Origin of the sequence: Iodobacter violaceini, assembly GCF_011601265.1 — a bacterium.
Taxonomy (GTDB): domain Bacteria; phylum Pseudomonadota; class Gammaproteobacteria; order Burkholderiales; family Chitinibacteraceae; genus Iodobacter; species Iodobacter violaceini.
Map to the genome: position 1 here is coordinate 327,748 of NZ_JAAOLX010000002.1, position 16,358 is coordinate 344,105.

16 protein-coding genes are annotated in these 16,358 nt (G+C 52.3%); 12 read left to right on the plus strand and 4 right to left on the minus strand.

All coding sequences use genetic code 11. The features are described 5' to 3' along the window. The first annotated feature begins 85 nt into the window (after positions 1-85). The gene (gene recA / locus HA050_RS05120) at positions 86-1,147 is read left to right on the plus strand and encodes a recombinase RecA (protein WP_099397616.1); all 1,062 of its coding nucleotides are present in this window, start codon (positions 86-88) and stop codon (positions 1,145-1,147) included. A gap of 82 nt (positions 1,148-1,229) precedes the next feature. Then, positions 1,230-1,673: a recombination regulator RecX gene (gene recX, locus HA050_RS05125; protein ID WP_166822925.1), complete on the plus strand. Its 444-nt coding sequence runs from the start codon at positions 1,230-1,232 to the stop codon at positions 1,671-1,673. 140 nt (positions 1,674-1,813) lie between these two features. Here the strand turns inward: recX and HA050_RS05130 are convergent, their stop codons facing one another. Both HA050_RS05130 and HA050_RS05135 read right to left on the minus strand, forming a co-directional pair. Then, the gene (locus HA050_RS05130; protein WP_166822928.1) at positions 1,814-2,653 is read right to left on the minus strand and encodes a transglycosylase SLT domain-containing protein; all 840 of its coding nucleotides are present in this window, start codon (positions 2,651-2,653) and stop codon (positions 1,814-1,816) included. Between the two features lie 95 nt (positions 2,654-2,748). Beyond that, the gene (locus HA050_RS05135) at positions 2,749-3,630 is read right to left on the minus strand and encodes a LysR family transcriptional regulator (protein ID WP_166822931.1); all 882 of its coding nucleotides are present in this window, start codon (positions 3,628-3,630) and stop codon (positions 2,749-2,751) included. A gap of 461 nt (positions 3,631-4,091) precedes the next feature. On the opposite strand from HA050_RS05135, the gene HA050_RS05140 reads away from it, so the two are divergent. The 8 genes from HA050_RS05140 (at position 4,092) to HA050_RS05175 (ending at position 13,325) form a co-directional block, all read left to right on the plus strand. After that, complete coding sequence (locus tag HA050_RS05140) at positions 4,092-4,721, plus strand: DsbA family protein (protein WP_166822935.1); 630 nt, start codon at positions 4,092-4,094, stop codon at positions 4,719-4,721. Between the two features lie 24 nt (positions 4,722-4,745). Further along, positions 4,746-5,384 carry an NAD(P)-dependent oxidoreductase gene (locus HA050_RS05145; protein WP_166822938.1) on the plus strand — a complete coding sequence of 213 codons (639 nt, stop codon included), beginning with the start codon at positions 4,746-4,748 and terminating at the stop codon, positions 5,382-5,384. Between the two features lie 246 nt (positions 5,385-5,630). After that, entirely contained in the window at positions 5,631-6,809 is a 1,179-nt protein-coding gene (locus tag HA050_RS05150; protein ID WP_166822941.1) for a Bcr/CflA family multidrug efflux MFS transporter, read from the plus strand. A gap of 285 nt (positions 6,810-7,094) precedes the next feature. Continuing rightward, positions 7,095-9,722 carry an alanine--tRNA ligase gene (gene alaS / locus HA050_RS05155; RefSeq protein ID WP_166822944.1) on the plus strand — a complete coding sequence of 876 codons (2,628 nt, stop codon included), beginning with the start codon at positions 7,095-7,097 and terminating at the stop codon, positions 9,720-9,722. 392 nt (positions 9,723-10,114) lie between these two features. Next, positions 10,115-10,834, plus strand: a complete 720-nt coding sequence (locus HA050_RS05160) for a metal ABC transporter ATP-binding protein (RefSeq protein WP_166822947.1) — start codon at positions 10,115-10,117, stop codon at positions 10,832-10,834. Then, positions 10,834-11,697 carry a metal ABC transporter permease gene (locus tag HA050_RS05165; protein WP_166822950.1) on the plus strand — a complete coding sequence of 288 codons (864 nt, stop codon included), beginning with the start codon at positions 10,834-10,836 and terminating at the stop codon, positions 11,695-11,697. The genes HA050_RS05160 and HA050_RS05165 overlap by 1 nt, the downstream gene beginning before the upstream one ends. Positions 11,698-11,801: 104 nt before the next feature. Continuing rightward, positions 11,802-12,680 (plus strand): metal ABC transporter solute-binding protein, Zn/Mn family, encoded by an 879-nt coding sequence (locus tag HA050_RS05170; RefSeq protein ID WP_166822953.1) that lies wholly within the window; start codon positions 11,802-11,804, stop codon positions 12,678-12,680. 219 nt (positions 12,681-12,899) lie between these two features. Further along, positions 12,900-13,325 carry a DUF3299 domain-containing protein gene (locus HA050_RS05175; RefSeq protein ID WP_166822956.1) on the plus strand — a complete coding sequence of 142 codons (426 nt, stop codon included), beginning with the start codon at positions 12,900-12,902 and terminating at the stop codon, positions 13,323-13,325. An 11-nt stretch (positions 13,326-13,336) separates the two neighbouring features. Here HA050_RS05175 and HA050_RS05180 read toward each other — a convergent pair whose 3' ends face one another. Continuing rightward, positions 13,337-13,825: a GNAT family N-acetyltransferase gene (locus HA050_RS05180; RefSeq protein ID WP_166822958.1), complete on the minus strand. Its 489-nt coding sequence runs from the start codon at positions 13,823-13,825 to the stop codon at positions 13,337-13,339. A gap of 179 nt (positions 13,826-14,004) precedes the next feature. On the opposite strand from HA050_RS05180, the gene HA050_RS05185 reads away from it, so the two are divergent. Beyond that, positions 14,005-14,319: a DUF2325 domain-containing protein gene (locus HA050_RS05185; protein ID WP_166822961.1), complete on the plus strand. Its 315-nt coding sequence runs from the start codon at positions 14,005-14,007 to the stop codon at positions 14,317-14,319. Positions 14,320-14,370: 51 nt separating this feature from the next. Here HA050_RS05185 and HA050_RS05190 read toward each other — a convergent pair whose 3' ends face one another. Continuing rightward, complete coding sequence (locus HA050_RS05190; RefSeq protein ID WP_166822964.1) at positions 14,371-14,949, minus strand: ATP-dependent Clp protease proteolytic subunit; 579 nt, start codon at positions 14,947-14,949, stop codon at positions 14,371-14,373. 190 nt (positions 14,950-15,139) lie between these two features. On the opposite strand from HA050_RS05190, the gene HA050_RS05195 reads away from it, so the two are divergent. Next, positions 15,140-16,291: an NAD(P)H-dependent flavin oxidoreductase gene (locus HA050_RS05195; RefSeq protein WP_166822967.1), complete on the plus strand. Its 1,152-nt coding sequence runs from the start codon at positions 15,140-15,142 to the stop codon at positions 16,289-16,291. Positions 16,292-16,358: the final 67 nt, after the last annotated feature.

The window sequence follows — 16,358 nt, forward strand, 5'->3', positions numbered from 1 at the left end:
CCACAAAATCTGTAAATCTCTTTTCATTTACAGAACGATTGTTCTATAATCACTCATCTATTTAAACAGCGCTCGGGACACACACATGGACGACAACAAGAGCAAGGCACTCGCCGCGGCACTCGCGCAAATCGAACGTCAGTTCGGCAAAGGCGCCATCATGAAAATGGGCGAAAATCAGATTCAGGGTGATCTGCAAGTGGTTTCCACCGGCTCCCTTGGCTTAGATCTGGGCCTTGGTGTTGGCGGCTTACCCCGCGGGCGCGTTGTTGAAATTTTCGGGCCAGAATCTTCTGGTAAAACCACACTCTGTCTGCACGTTGTAGCCGAAGTGCAAAAGCTTGGCGGTGTGGCCGCTTATATCGACGCTGAAAACGCGCTTGATCCTGTTTACGCCAGCAAACTCGGTGTAAACGTATCCGAAATGCTGATCTCTCAGCCCGACACCGGCGAGCAAGGACTGGAAATCGCCGATATGCTGGTCCGCTCCGGCGGCGTGGATATCATCGTGGTTGACTCGGTTGCAGCCCTTACACCCAAAGCCGAAATCGAAGGCGAAATGGGCGATGTGCACGTGGGCCTGCAAGCGCGCTTAATGAGCCAGGCACTGCGTAAGCTGACTGGTAATATCAAGCGCACCAATACACTGGTGATCTTTATTAACCAGCTGCGAATGAAGATTGGCAATATGATGCCAGGCCAAAGCCCTGAAACCACCACTGGTGGTAATGCACTGAAGTTCTATGCATCGGTTCGTCTTGATATCCGCCGTATTGGCGCGGTTAAAAAGGGCGACGAGATCATTGGTAACCAAACCAAAGTGAAGATCGCCAAAAACAAAGTGGCTCCGCCTTTCCGCATTGTGACCTTTGATATTCTTTACGGCGAAGGGATCAGCCATGAAGGCGAAATCATCGAATACGGCGTAACGCATAAAATCGTTGAAAAAGCCGGTGCATGGTACAGCTACAACGGCAATAAGATTGGCCAGGGGATGGAAAACTCCCGTCAATACCTGAAAGATAATCCTGAAGTTGCAGCTGAAATTGAACAGAAAATTCGTGCAAAATTAGGCGCGGGTGGCTTGCTGCCAATCGATCCGGCCGCTTTACTTGATGATGGCAAAGAAGAAGAGCTGGATGCTTAAGTAGTTCGACCCGGCCCCTCCTTGCCGGAGGGGCCGGCTATCGGTTCACCCATACGAACCGGTGCAATAAACAGAGTTATAAATGACGACCGTTCTGCGTAACAAAGCCCTGCAACACCTTGCCCGCCGGGATCATTCGCGCGGTGAGCTGCGACTTAAACTCCTTCCTTTTGCAGATGACCCCAGTGAAGTTGATGCAGTACTCGACGATTTCATCGAGCGCGGCTGGCAATCTGATACCCGCTTTGCCGAACAATGGGTGTTCTACCGCTCCCAGCGCTATGGCCCGCAACGCTTGCGCGCCGAACTGCAGCAAAAAGGCGTTTCCAGCGACATTATTTCCAGCGTAATGGAAGAACACGGCGACACCGAGCTGGAACAGGCCCGTGTGCTGTGGCGAAGAAAATTTGGCAACCCGCCCCAGGACCCCAAGGAAAAAAACAAACAGCTGCGCTTTCTTATCAGCCGTGGTTTTTCTGTGTCTGTCATTTACAAGGTAGTGGGCGGGGAGGATGAGGATTATTGAGGGCTTCAAACCCACGATTGAACCACGAAAGGCACAAGCAGCAGGATTTCTGGCCGTTCAAAATCAAATGCTTCGCGGGTATGCCACAGCAAAATCAGCACACCGAAAACAAAGATCGTTGCATCGCATTTGTGAAGCCCCTACAAAACCGGCCGCATCTGCGCCTTACTGATGTAATGCTGCTTCATCTTGTGCTGCGCATAGGGGTAAAGCTTCATCACTCTGGCCACGTAGTCCCGTGTTTCTGGGTATGGCGGCACCCCACGATAGCGGTCTACTGCCTTTTCTCCCGCGTTATAGCTAGCCGCTACCAGCACCACATTGCCCCGATAGCGATCAAGCAGCCAGCGTAAATAGCGCACCCCGCCCCTGATATTCTGGCTGGCATCAAAGGTATCGCGCACATTAAAGCGTTCTGCCGTTTCCGGAATTAGCTGCATCACCCCCTGCGCTGATTTAAGCGATAAAGCCTGCGGATTAAGCTGAGACTCCACCCTTGCAATGCTCAAAGCAAACTGCGGATCAACATCGTGCCATAAAGCGATTTGCTGCACGATGCGGGCAATTTTCTGCTGACTGGCATTCAGCACAGGTAAAACTGGCGCAGCCAGCTCGGGCAATTTTTCTGGCTTAACCTCAGACATGATGCAAGGTGGCAGCACACTTGCACCAAGCCTGATTGTTTCCAGCATGGCTTGTGCACGCACATGCCCCTGCCCTGCCGCACTGGAAAACAAAGTGGCCGCCATTTTTCTGTTTTCCGGTACGCCTTCGCCAAAGGCATACAACATACCCAAACGATACTGCGCCTCAATCGAGCCCTTTCTTGCCGCCGCACAATAAAGAACCGCAGCCCCCCAGGCATCCTGCGACTCCAGCTTTGCCGCGGCCAGTAAACTTTCCTGCAGCAAAGGCGCCTCCCCGGCATCAGGAGCGGGGACAAGCACCAGTGCCGCGCTAAAGATCCAACTCAGTACCATCACCGCCTCCTGCGCAAACTCTGCAGACAGCTTATTCCAGCCATATCAAAGGTATTGCAATAGCAGACCAGAGGATAAAACAAACCAGCACGGCCCTATCCTGTCATCGGCCTTGAGCGCATAAAATCAAGCAGAATTCTGACTTTGGCAGGCAGATAACGGGCACTCGGATAAACGGCGTAGATGCCGCCTGCTGGCATAGTCCATTCGGGCAATAAATGCACCAGACGCCCGGCAGCCAGGTCTTCTGCCACCATAAAATCGGGCAAGACCGACAAACCCGCCCCGCTCCTGACCAGCGCCAGCACAGAAGACGGCGCACTGGCCCGCATCACCGAACGCATTCTGACGGTGCACGATTCTTCACCATGATTAAATTTCCAGGTCAGTGGCGCATGCAAGCGGGTCATCGCCACCCAGGGCAGCGCAGCTAAATCCTGAGGATGCCTGAGCCCGGGGCACTTTGCCAAACAACCAGGCGAAGCCACCACGCATTCGGCAAACTGCGCCAGCTTAACCGCATGCAGGGCAGAATCCCGTAATCGTCCCAAACGAAACGCCACATCAATCCGCTCTGCCAGCAGATCCAGTACCTCATCTGTGGCGAGTAATTCAATCTCCAGCTGAGGATGCAATACAGCAAATTCAGCTAAAAGCGGAGCCAGCACGGCACCTGCATAATCCACCGGCACAGTAATACGCAGCAGCCCCGATGCCTTCACCTGCCCCAGCCGGTCAAGCGCTTCATTCGCAGCAGACAGCAGCGGGGCAATATCGGCATAAAGCTGCTCACCAATTTCGGTGAGCAGCACTTTGCGCGTACTGCGCGTCAGCAGCGCCACCCCAAGCTGAGATTCCAGCTTGCTGATTTGCTGGCTCACCAGTGATTTAGCCATCCCCAGCCTGTCACCAGCCGCCGTAAACCCTCCCGACTCCACCACTGCCACAAAAGTGGCGAGACGATTTAAATCCAACATAAGACTATTCCGTTTATTGGTTTATGAAACAGGGCATTGGTCCCGTATGAACTAACCAAGCTAAAACACAATGATTACGCTCTCTGCATGGGGCTTTTATCCTCCCCTTGAAGCACGCCGAAGCGAGGAACAAGCGGGCGGGGTTTCTTTGATGCCTGTCTGAGCGAAGCGAGTTCCGCAGCCGCCGCTCGATTGTCCACAGCGAGGGGTTTCGTGCTGGCCGGGGCGGCCTTCTTTGCGTACTAGGATTTCTGGCCGTTCAGAAATTAAATACTTCGCGGGGATCCCGCACCTAAATTAACGTACCGAAGGTACTAAAAAGATCTTTTTGAATTTGCTTAGCACTCCAAAGCCCCTATCCTACATTGTTCCATATTTATAAACATTCAATTCTTAATTGGCGTATTTATCTAATCAATCAACACAGGCAAGATAGCAGCATATTTTTCAGGACACACAATATGCTGCATCTCTTATTTGATCCCCTCTGTGGCTGGTGTTACGGCGCAGCGCCGGCACTTTCTGCATTAAAAGCACACAGCCCGCTGCAATGGCAGCTGCACCCAACGGGGCTGTTTTCCCATCCGCAGGCAATGAACGCAGAGATGGCAAGCTACTTCTGGAGCAACGATCAGCGCATCGCCCAAATGACAGGGCAGCAATTCAGCCAGGCTTATAAAGAACAAATTTTAGCCGACCTGGATACACCATTTGATTCAAGCGCATCCACACTGGCTTACTACCTGATCAGTCAGGCCGTACCGGATCAATCGCTGGATGTGCTGCACCGGGTGCAGCAACTACGCTATGCAAAAGGCACACAAGAAGAAGCGGCCTTTATTGAGCTGGCGGCCGGGTTTGGTCTGGATGCCGGGCAATTTGCCAAAGACTTTGCCGCAGGCTGGCCCAAAGAATTACGCGCTATAACACAGAAGGCTCAGTCTTTAATGCAAGAAAACGGCTTACGTGGTGTACCCACACTGCTATTACAAAAGGGCGGCCAACTGTCTGTTGTTCCCAGCTCTCTGATGTACCAGAACCCGCAAGATTTAATTGACTTTGTAGCAAAGCAGCACCCGCTTCACTCTTAACTTACATTCAAACAAGGAATCACCATGAAAATCGCAATCATCGGCGCAACAGGCTATGTTGGCTCTAAACTCTTGAACGAAGCGCTTGAGCGCGGCCATCAGGTCAGTGCCCTGGTACAAAACATCAGCAAACTGCCCACACATGCAGCCCTGACCGCAGTTAAAACAGATGTAAACGATGAAGCTGCACTGACAGCTCAATTAGCAGGCCATGACTTAGTAATCAGCGCATTCAGCGGCCATGCGGCAGGTGATGTTTACCAGTATTTTGTAGATGGCTTTCAGCACATTCTGAACAGCGTAAAAGCATCTGCTGTTCCCCGCTTTTTAGTTGTGGGCGGCGCAGGCAGCTTAGAAGTAGCACCTGGCGTGCAAGTGGTTGACACCCCAAGTTTTCCAGCCGAATGGAAAGGCTCGGCACTGGGCGCCCGCACAGCGCTGGAATTACTGCGCAAAGAAAGCGCACTGGATTGGACTCTGCTCAGCCCGTCCGCTCATTTAGAGCCAGGCGCACGCACAGGTCAGTTCCGTTTGGGCGGCGATCAATTGCTGCTTGATGCTCAGGGCGAAAGCCGCATCTCGGTAGAAGACTTTGCTGTAGCCATGCTGAATGAAGCAGAAAACGCTCAGCACAGCCGTCAGCGCTTTACCGTGGGCTATTAATTAATACACAGGCTTTAGCATAAAGCCCCCAAAAGCGCCCCACAATCCGCATCAGGAGAATGGGGCGCTTATTAATACTGATAACGCAATTTGCTGCCACAGATTTGAAACATACCGCATAAAAGCGCAAGTCACTTCGATCTGTCCTTATTAAACACCATAACAATAGAATGCTGCGCTATTTGTACCCTGCTTAGTCAGCGTACAATTAAGCACCTTACCTCATTTCAAAAAAAGCAAAACTGCATGCGCTATTTCCCGCCTTGGCTGCTCTTACTGGGTGCGCTTACCGCACTTGGCCCACTTTCCATTGATATGTATTTACCCAGCTTCCCTGCTATTTCACATAGCCTGGATGCCTCGCCAGGCTCGGTGCAGCTCACACTGGCCAGCTTTTTCATTGGTCTGGCTATTGGCCAGGCAATTTATGGCCCGTTCAGCGATCGCTTTGGCCGTAAGCCACCGCTCTACTTTGGACTTGTGATTTATATTCTGGCCACCGCAGGCTGCATCTTTGTCACGCATATTGATCAGCTTATTGCTTTACGCTTTTTACAAGCCTTAGGCGGTTGCGCCGGTATGGTGGTTTCCAGAGCCGTAGTCAGGGATCGCTGCAATGTGCAGGAAATGGCGAAAGCGTTTTCTACCCTGATGCTGATTATGGGGCTTGCCCCAATCCTGGCGCCGATTGTGGGCGGCTGGGTGGTCACCACACTGGGCTGGCGGGCTATTTTTGCTTTCCAGATGCTGTTTGCGCTGGCGTGTTTAATTAATGTGCATTTCTTTTTTAAAGAAACACACAATACCCAGCACAGCCCGGCACTTGAATTGGGCAAAGTATTAAAAGGCTACGCCGCGCTGATCCGTGATAAAGGCTTTATGCGCCATACCCTGACAGGCTCGCTTGTCATGGGTGGTTTCTTTGGCTATATCGCTGGCTCACCTTATATTATTATCGAATTATTCGGCGTACCGGCCGAGCACTTTGGCTGGATTTTTGGCAGCAATGCAGCGGGTTTTATTATCAGCAGCCAATTTAACGCCCGCGCACTTAAAAACCACAGCACGGCTCATTTGCTCAGACGCGCACTCTATTTACCTGCTATTTCCGGGCTTAGTCTGTTTTTACTGCAAATTTTTGGCCTGCTCAATTTCCCGCTCTTGCTGCTGGGGCTGTTTGTTTTTATCACCAGCATGGGTTTTATCACCCCCAATACCTCGGCAATGGCTTTGCAGCACCAAAGCAAACAAGCCGGGCTGGCTTCTGCCCTGCTTGGCACCCTGCAATTTGGCTGCGCCACACTGGCCGGTTTATTAATTGGCCTGTGGCATGACAACAGCGCACTCCCCTTGCTGACTCTGCTCGCCACATGCGGCACAGGCGCGTGGTTTCTGAATCGCAGCGGAACCGCTGCAAAGGCTTAAATCACATTCAAAGTGTCGCGCTTCGGGGCGACACACCTAGGAACCACGCCCGCCATACACAGCGGCTCAAGCAATGAATAGCTGTTTGTGTGGCGGATAAACCCGTAAAACAAAGTAAAATCTGTCGCTCCGCCATGACCATGGCATTAAAAATGCGCCAGCAAGCCGTCAGATTCCTCCTCCTGCCTGAAAGCTCTACCCCTTATTAACAGGGCGCTACCCTGATGAAGGGCTTTCATTTAGAATCGGTGCTTTCGTATTCACCGAATACCGACCCTACACACTATGAAATCAAACGAAATCCGCCAGAAATTCCTCGACTTCTTTGCCTCCAAAGGCCATCAGGTCGTTAATTCCAGTCCGCTTGTGCCAGGCAACGATCCAACAATCATGTTTACCGTGGCCGGCATGGTGCAATTTAAAGATGTGTTTCTGGGCTTTGATAAGCGCAATTACACCCGAGCCACCACCAGCCAAAAATGCTTGCGTGCTGGCGGCAAGCACAATGATTTGGAAAATGTTGGCTACACTGCACGCCACCACACTTTCTTTGAAATGCTGGGCAACTTCAGCTTTGGCGATTATTTCAAGCGTGATGCCATCCATTACGCATGGGAATTTCTGACTGGTCCTCAGTGGCTGGCTATCCCCAAGGAAAAATTATTGGTGACAGTCTATGCCTCTGATGACGAAGCATTTGAGATCTGGAATCAGCAAGTTGGTGTTCCCGCAGATAAAATCATCCGCATTGGCGACAATAAAGGCGGTGCTTATGCTTCGGATAATTTCTGGGCCATGGGCGATACCGGTCCTTGTGGCCCTTGTACGGAGATTTTCTACGACCATGGCGATCACATCTGGGGCGGCCCTCCGGGCAGCCCGGAAGAAGACGGCGATCGCTTTGTAGAAATCTGGAATAACGTCTTTATGCAGTTCAACCGTGATGCAGAAGGTGTAATGCACCCGCTGCCTAAGCCATCGGTTGATACCGGCATGGGGCTGGAACGCCTGTCTGCCGTGCTGCAAAAAGTACATACCAATTACGAAACTGATTCCTTTGTTGCCCTATTGCAAGCTGCAGCGGCCGCAACAGGCGTGCCTTACAATCAGGAAACACCTTCGCTTAAAGTGATTGCCGATCATATCCGCGCGTGTTCCTTCCTGATTGCTGATGGCGTATTGCCAAGTAATGAAGGCCGTGGCTATGTATTGCGCCGCATCATCCGCCGCGCTGTACGTCATGGCTATAAACTGGGCCAGAAGAAATCCTTCTTCTTTACCCTGGTTGCAGCGCTCGTAGCAGAAATGGGGCAGGCTTACCCGGAACTGGTACAAAAACAAACGCTGATCGAAGAAACACTGAAGTACGAAGAAGAGCTGTTCGCCAAAACGCTGGAAAACGGCATGGCCCTGCTCGACACCGCTCTGGCGGGTGGCAAAACCGTGCTGGATGGCGCAACGGCTTTCAAACTCTCTGACACCTATGGCTTCCCAATCGACTTAACTGCTGACGTATGCCGCGAGCGCAATGTCAGTGTGGACATGGAAGGCTTTGAAGTGGCGCTGAACACCCAGCGTGCGCAATCCAAAGCAGCCGGTCAGTTTAAAGCCGTAACCGGCCTCGTGTACGACGGGGAAGCAAGCTGTTTCCATGGCTACACCGAAAGCAGCCATGCCGCCAAAGTATTGGCGCTCTACCGTGGCAGCGAGCCGGTTGAAGTGCTGAACGCAGGTGAAACAGGCGTGGTTGTGCTGGATCACACCCCGTTTTACGCCGAATCAGGCGGCCAGGCCGGTGACGTGGGCAGCATTCGTGCTGCGGGCGGTATCCTGTTTGACGTCACTGACACCCAAAAAGTGAAGTCCGATGTATTTGGCCATCAGGGCACGGTCAGCAACGGCAATCTGAAAGTAGGCGATGCCGTCACTGCCAGCATTGATCTGGCCAAACGCCAGGCCAGCCAGCGCAACCACAGCGCCACGCACCTGTTGCACGCTGCACTGCGCACCGTACTCGGCACGCATGTAGAGCAAAAAGGCTCACTGGTGACATTTGAGCGCACACGTTTTGACTTTAGCCAGCCTAAACCTGTCACACCTGCTGAAATCGCTCAGATCGAAGCGCTGGTGAACGAAGAAATCATGCGCAATGACGCTGTTTCCGCGGCCCAGATGAGCTTTGACGACGCGATTGCCGCCGGTGCCATGGCGCTGTTTGGCGAAAAATACGGTGACGATGTACGCGTATTAAAAATGGGCGAATTCTCTACCGAGCTATGCGGTGGTACCCACGTTGGCCGCACGGGCGATATCGGCCTCTTCAAAATCGTTGCCGAAAGCGGTATTGCAGCGGGGATTCGCCGTATTGAAGCCATCACCGGCGATGCGGCACTCGCCCTGGTGCAAGCACAGGACAGCGAAATCAAAGCCCTTGCCGCGATGACACAATCCAAGCCTGGCGAGCTAGTCGCTAAACTGGAAAAACTGCAAGCCGAGCTGAAGCTGGCCCAGAAAGAAGTACAAAACCTGAAAGGCCAGATGGCCTTTGCCCAGCTGGACAGCCTGATTGGTGGCGGTCTGCGCAGTATCAACGGCATCAAGTGCATGGCTGCCGTGGTAGAAGGTGCAGAAGGCGCGGTCTTACGTGAAATGAGCGACAAGCTGATGGACCGCCTGCAAAGTGGTATTGCCCTGCTCGCCAGCGTGAGTGAAGGCAAAGTCAGCCTGATCGCCCGTGTCAGCAAAGACCTGACCGGCAAAGTCAAAGCCGGTGAACTGGTCAACTTTGTGGCCCAGCAAGTGGGTGGCAAAGGCGGCGGCAAACCGGATATGGCCCAGGCCGGCGGTAGCGAGCCAGAAAACCTGACTGGTGCATTAGAAAGCGTTCCGGCCTGGCTGGAAGGCAAACTCTAAGCCTGCATTGCTTTACTAAAAAGGGCCGCTGTGCGGCCCTTTTTTTATCCCGGATCGGAACAAATAATCATTTTCCAATGCTCTTTATGAATAAATCAGTCATCTGCTTCAAAATCAAACCCGGTAAGGGCTAAATCAGTCATCTGCTTCAAAATCAAACCCGGTAAGGGCTAATCAACACCCACTTCATATGCGCCAGTAATATTCACGACAAATGCAACTGACTTGCACAAAGAGGCAATAAATTGCTATTGTAAAAAAGGAAAATAAAAACAAGTAAAAAAGGATAAGGCTGTGAAAGGTTTATTTGAAATGGCAGCATGGCAGCGGGTGCTGTGTGTGCTGCCTTTATTATTACTGCTTTGGGCGCTGACAGACTGGGCTTTGCAAGCATGATGGAAGTCCACCACCTTACCCTGTGCTATCGCGACCGGGCTGCGGTCCATACCCTCTCTGGCCGCTTCGAAACGGGCAGCCACACTGCGATTGTCGGCCCCAATGGCGCGGGCAAATCGACACTGCTTTCTGCCCTGGCTGGCATCAAAACGCCGGACGAAGGGCATATCCATGCCCACGGCAAAGTGGCATACCTGGCGCAGCTTTCAACGCTGGATAAACAATTCCCCCTTATGGTCAGAGAGCTGGCCTTAGCGGGTGCATGGTCGAGGCGTGGCCCGTGGCGCGGCTTATCTAAGCAAGATCGTGAACAAGCCGACAGCGCCTTAGAGCAAGTGGGTTTGAGTGACTTTGCCAGTGCACCTGTCAGCAATCTATCGGGCGGGCAGCTGCAACGCGCCCGTTTTGCCCGGCTGATTGTGGAAGACGCCGATGTGCTGCTGCTGGATGAGCCCTTTGCAAATGTAGACAGCAACACCATAGACAAGCTTCTGGAAGTACAGCATCAGTGGCATCGCATGGGTAAAACACAGATCACCGTTTTGCACGATATTTCGCTAGTGCGGGCGCATTACCCGCAAACGCTGCTGCTGGCCCAATCGGCCATAGCATGGGGCAACACAGCCGATGTGCTGACTGAGCCGCTGCTGGCCGAGGCCAACCGCCGCGCTCAGCACTGGCGCAATGATGCGGCCTGGTGCGAGGTGTGCGAATAATGGCTCAATTTGAAATCATCAGCGCAATCAGCGAATTTGCCTTTATGCGCCGAGCGCTGGTTGGCAGCATGGCGCTGGCCATGGGCTGCGCCCCTGTTGGCGTTTTATTACTACTGCGCCGCATGTCCTTATTTGGTGATGCGCTGTCGCACGCCGTTTTACCTGGTGCTGCGATTGGCTTTTTACTTGGCGGCCTGACTCTGCCCTGGCTGGCCGGAGGCGGCCTGATCGCTGGCCTGCTGGTGGCCCTTGCCGCCAGCGTGGCAGCGCGAAAATCGCGCCTCAATGAAGACGCCAGCTTTGCAGGCTTTTATTTACTGGCACTGGCCATTGGCGTGCTGATTGTTTCCAAATGGGGCAGCAGCGTTGATCTGATTCACCTTTTATTTGGCTCGGTGCTCGCCATTGACGACCCATCGCTGCTTATCGTGAGCGGAGTGGCCAGCATCACCCTGCTTTGGCTGGCCATTGAATACCGTGGCATTGTGCTGGAATGCGCCGATTCTGGCTTTATCGCCGCCACCAGCGGCAATGGCATGCGCTTTCATATCGGCTTTATGGTGATTGCCGTGCTCAACTTTGTGGCCGCATTTCAGGCCATGGGCACGCTGATGGCCGTGGGGCTGATGATGCTCCCCGCCGCCACCGCCCGGCTGTGGGTAGAACGCTTATCAATGCTGTTTGCCGTATCCTGGCTGATCGCCCTCTTTGCTTGTGTAGCGGGCCTGATCGCATCTTACCAATGGGATTTACCCTCAGGCCCCGCCATTGTGCTGATCGCTGGCGTTCTGTACTGCCTCTCACTCCTCTTCGCCCCCTTCGGCTTATTTATCCGCCGAAAAGCAAGGCACCATGCGGTTTAAGGCGAACAAGCAAAAATCAAATACTCCGCGGGAATCCCGCAGCAAAATCAGCGTGCCGAAGACTCTTAAAATAACAATCAACACACAAAAAAAGGACACTCCCCATGCATAAACACTTACTCGCCCTGCTGCTGGCTGCCAGCAGCTTCGCCCATGCCGCCCCGCTTAAAGTAGCGGCCAGCTTTAGCGTACTCTCTAATTTGGTTCAGGAAGTAGGTGGCCAGCGGGTGGAGGTCAGCAGCCTCGTGGGCATGGATGAGGATGCCCATGTGTGGCAAGCCAGGCCTGCAGACCTGAAAAAACTCTCAGCAACATCACTATTTTTTGTGAATGGCTTGGGCTTTGAGGGCTGGTTAAAGCGGGTTGAGCAAGCTTCTGCCTATAAAGGTCAAGTGATTACCGTCAGCAAAAACATCAAGCCTCGCGCAATGGCGGATGATCACGGGCATGAAGGCCATCAGCATGACCACACCGATCCGCATGCCTGGCATGATCCACGCGCAGTGGTATCGATGGTCGAAGAAATCAAGCAGGCATTAAGCAAGGCAGACCCGGCAGGCGCTAAAGAATATGCCCAAAATGCCGCGCGTTTTACCACGCAAATCACCCAGCTTGATCAAAAAGTCAGCGCTGCTTTTGCAGCGATTCCGGCCGCAAAGCGCAAAGTGGTGACTTCTCACGATGCACTGGGCTACTTGGGTGCGCGTTATCAGCTGCAATTGCTGCCTTTGCAAAGCATTTCTACCGAAGCCGAGCCCAGCGCCCGCCAGATGGCTGCTTTAATTCGTGAAATCCGCAAAAATAATATCCGCGCCGTATTTGCCGAAAACATCAGCAACCCCAAACTGATCGAGCAAATCGCCCGCGAGACTCAAGCCAAAGTCGGTCCGGCGCTTTATACCGATGCCTTATCTAAAAACGCCCCCAGCTGGCTGGCGATGTTCAGCCATAATACGCAGGCAATTTTGGATGTTTTAAAATAAGCCAACCCCATTCAACTTACATGATGATAAAGATGCATCAGCTTTAAGCGGATGGAGCAAAACCTCGAATCACAGAGAGCACAGAGAAAATGATAGATCCGATGCTTTTCACTGTGGCCTCTGTATTCTCGTTTTACTCTGTGGTTTAAGGTTTGGCTTTCTGTAAAGGCCAGCTGAAGTCACTTTATAATCAGCCCAAACAAGCCCCCCCCCCCAAGTATGCACAAACTCATCCTTACTCTTAGTCTGCTCGCCTTAGCGGGCCTGCTCGCATCTTTGGCTTTTAATGCCGAAGACAATCTGGTGAGCTGGTCACTTTTAGCCAAAGTTGAAATCAGGCAGGGATTATTCGGGGATAAAGAAACCATCTTTGACCCGGCCATCAAATCGCTGGAGCAAAAAGACATCAGGCTGGCCGGGTTTATGTTTCCACTGCAATCCGGGGAGAAAGTGCGGCGCTTTATTTTGTCTGCGAAGCAGCCCACTTGTGCCACCTGTATGCCCGGCGGCGCAGAAGAAATGGTGCTGGTGAACAGTCAGCAGCCAGTCAAAGTGAGCACTGACAGAATGCAAGTAAAGGGGAGATTTAAAATTGCCCAGGAGATGGGCTTACTGTACCGGCTGGACAGCAATACTCAGCACTGATACAGGGAAGTTTACAACGGGGATGGCGGCAAAATTCGTTTTCGCAGCAAGGCATTTTCAATCCACTGCCCGCGCACTTCAGTTGAAAGTGTATGGTCTAAAGTAAAGCCATGCGCCAGAAAAAAAGGCTGGGCGCTGATGCTGATAAAGCTGGATACCTCTGGCAGATTCTTTTCAAACGCCCTGTCTTCCAAATGCCTGAGCAGGCGCTTGCCTATGCCCTTGCCCTGCCAGTCGCCATGCACAAAAAAGTGGCTGATCAGCCCGTCTTTTTGCAAATCTGCATAAGCCACCAACTGGCCTTTGCACTCCACCACCCTTGGCATCAGCCCCTCAAGAATTTTCCCCCAGCACACAGGATCAAACGTCTTTGGCGCCCAGCCATCCAACTGCGCCGGGGTGTAATCATTCCGGCAGAACTGATGAATACTGGTGTAATAGACATGATGCAATTGTGAGGCGTCTTCGGGACGATAGCTGCGAATATGCAAATAAGACATGGCTTCCTCCAGGCTAAATTCAGTATATGCAAACCTCTCGCTCCATGCCCACAGCCTGAGCATGAAAAGCAGCCTCTGCATGCAAATTACATATCGATATATAAATCAAATTTAATAGTCTAAATAGAACTATAAAGAACTGCTACGCTGACTGCATACCTTTCGAATAAAGGGCAAATATGCAAGCATATATTGTAGGTGCCGATCACCTTGGCCATATTCCAAAATTACTTGCCTTGTATGGTATTACGATAGGCGAGCACATTACCGGCAGAAATCCAGCGCATCAGCGCAAGCCCGGCTGTTTAAAAGACATGGATATCATGATTTTATTTACCGACTTTTTAGGTCATAACGTCATGAAAAACTACCGCGCCGCAGCCGCCGCAAATCGTATGCATATTGTGGCCTGCCGCAGATCACAAACGGCACTGCAGCAATCCTTACAAAATTGCCCGGCATTCAGCCAGATGACTCTGCCTGCCTGCGCATAAAAAACAACAGCCCTCAGTAATCACTGAGGGCTGTTGCTGGCAAACTGGCGATTACTCCAAATCGGAGTGGCTTTGAATGACGCGTGAAACAAGGCCGTATTCAATCGCTTCTTCCGGATTCATCCAGTAATCGCGCTCAATATCGTTGAGCACTTTTTCCAAGCTCTGGCCGGTTTCTTTCGCGATCACCGCAGCAATTCGCTCACGCATGCGGATGATTTCTTTGACTTGAATCTCTACATCAGAGGCAGATCCGCCCATGCCGCCGCTGGGCTGATGAATCAAAAAGCGCGTATTGGGCAGGCACACCCTTCGCTCTTTAGGCACAGAAAGGAAGATGTGTGCCCCAGCACTGGCCACCCAGCCGCTGCCTATCATATTCACCGGCGCACGAATAAATTTGATAATGTCATGAATCACATCACCCGATTCCACATGGCCGCCAGGCGATGAAATCAGCACATTAATGGGCTTGGCCGATTCGGTAGCCAAAGCAATCAGGCGCCGTGCCGTATCTTTTGCCAATACGTCGTTAATGCTGCCAATAATAAAAACAAAACGGGATTCGAATGCTTTTTCTTCCAGAAAAGCATCTTGCGAGCCTCCTGCTACCGCTGCTTCTTCAGCCATCTTATGCCCCTAAGTGAATAAACTTACAAAGACCAACAGTTATCATAATGGAAACCGCAAACATTGGGCGATTTATCCCCAAGCCTGATGCACACATGCAAATCTGCCGCAACAGACACACTTGACCCTGAGCAATACGCAAACTCACAGAGAGCATAAGCTGGTCCTTACCTACGTAAGGATAAAAATAATGCGTTTTAAACCACTTCAGATTTCAGGCCACAGCCTCTTACCCATTGTTCAGGGCGGCATGGGCGTAGGTATTTCGGCTCATAAACTCGCCGGAGCCGTTGCAAAAGAAAACGCCATTGGCACCATTGCCAGTGTGGATTTACGCCAGCACCACCCCGATTTAATGGCCCAAACACATCGCTGCCTTGATGCGGATCTGATCAACAAAACCAATTTAACCGCCCTGGACAGGGAAATTCGCGCCGCTAAAGAGATTGCCAATGGCTGCGGCATGATTGCCGTGAATGTCATGAAAGCCGTTCGGGATCATGTTGCCCTTGTAAAACAAGCTTGTGAAAGCGGTGCAGACGCCATTGTGATGGGCGCGGGCCTGCCGGTTGATTTACCCGAAATGACGAGCGATCACCCCAAAGTGGCACTTATCCCGATTTTGTCAGATGCGCGTGGCGTGGCGATTATTTTAAAGAAGTGGCTTAAAAAAGGCCGCAAGGCCGATGCCATTGTGATTGAGCACCCTGGTCATGCCGGCGGCCATTTAGGCGCGGCCCGTATCAGCGATGTACATGATGTACGCTTTGATTTTGCCAGGGTGCTGGCCGATTGCCATGCCCTTTTTGCCGAGCTGGGTCTGGGCCGTGACGCCCCCCGGCTGATTGTGGCAGGCGGCATAGACAGCCACGATAAAGTCAGCCACTGGCTCAATCATGGTGCCGATGCGGTACAGCTGGGCACGGCTTTTGCCGTATGCGAGGAGGGTGATGCGCATATCAACTTTAAACAAACCCTGATCAATGCTAAAGCCAGCGATCTGGCCGAGTTTGTCAGCGTAGCCGGCCTGCCAGCCCGTGCTGTTGCCACCCCATGGCTGAAACAATATCTGCGTCGCGAAAGCCATTTGCAAGCCATTGCCAAAGCCGATCCGCGCCGCTGCACCCAGCGCATGGATTGCCTGAGCCACTGCGGCCTGAAGGATGGCCTTAGCAAAGTCGGCCAATTTTGCATCGACCTCAAACTCGCCTCTGCCATGAACGGCGAAGTCGATAAAGGCTTGTTTTTCAGAGGCAACGGCAGCCTCCCCTTCGGAGAAGCCATCCGCCCTGTGCGCGAGCTGATCGAATACTTAATGAGCGGCAGAATGGCCGCGGCATAAACCCGGCCTTGCCATTGAAGGAGTGCAGGAAAAACAACTTGCACTCCTTTCAAGCACCAGACCCAGC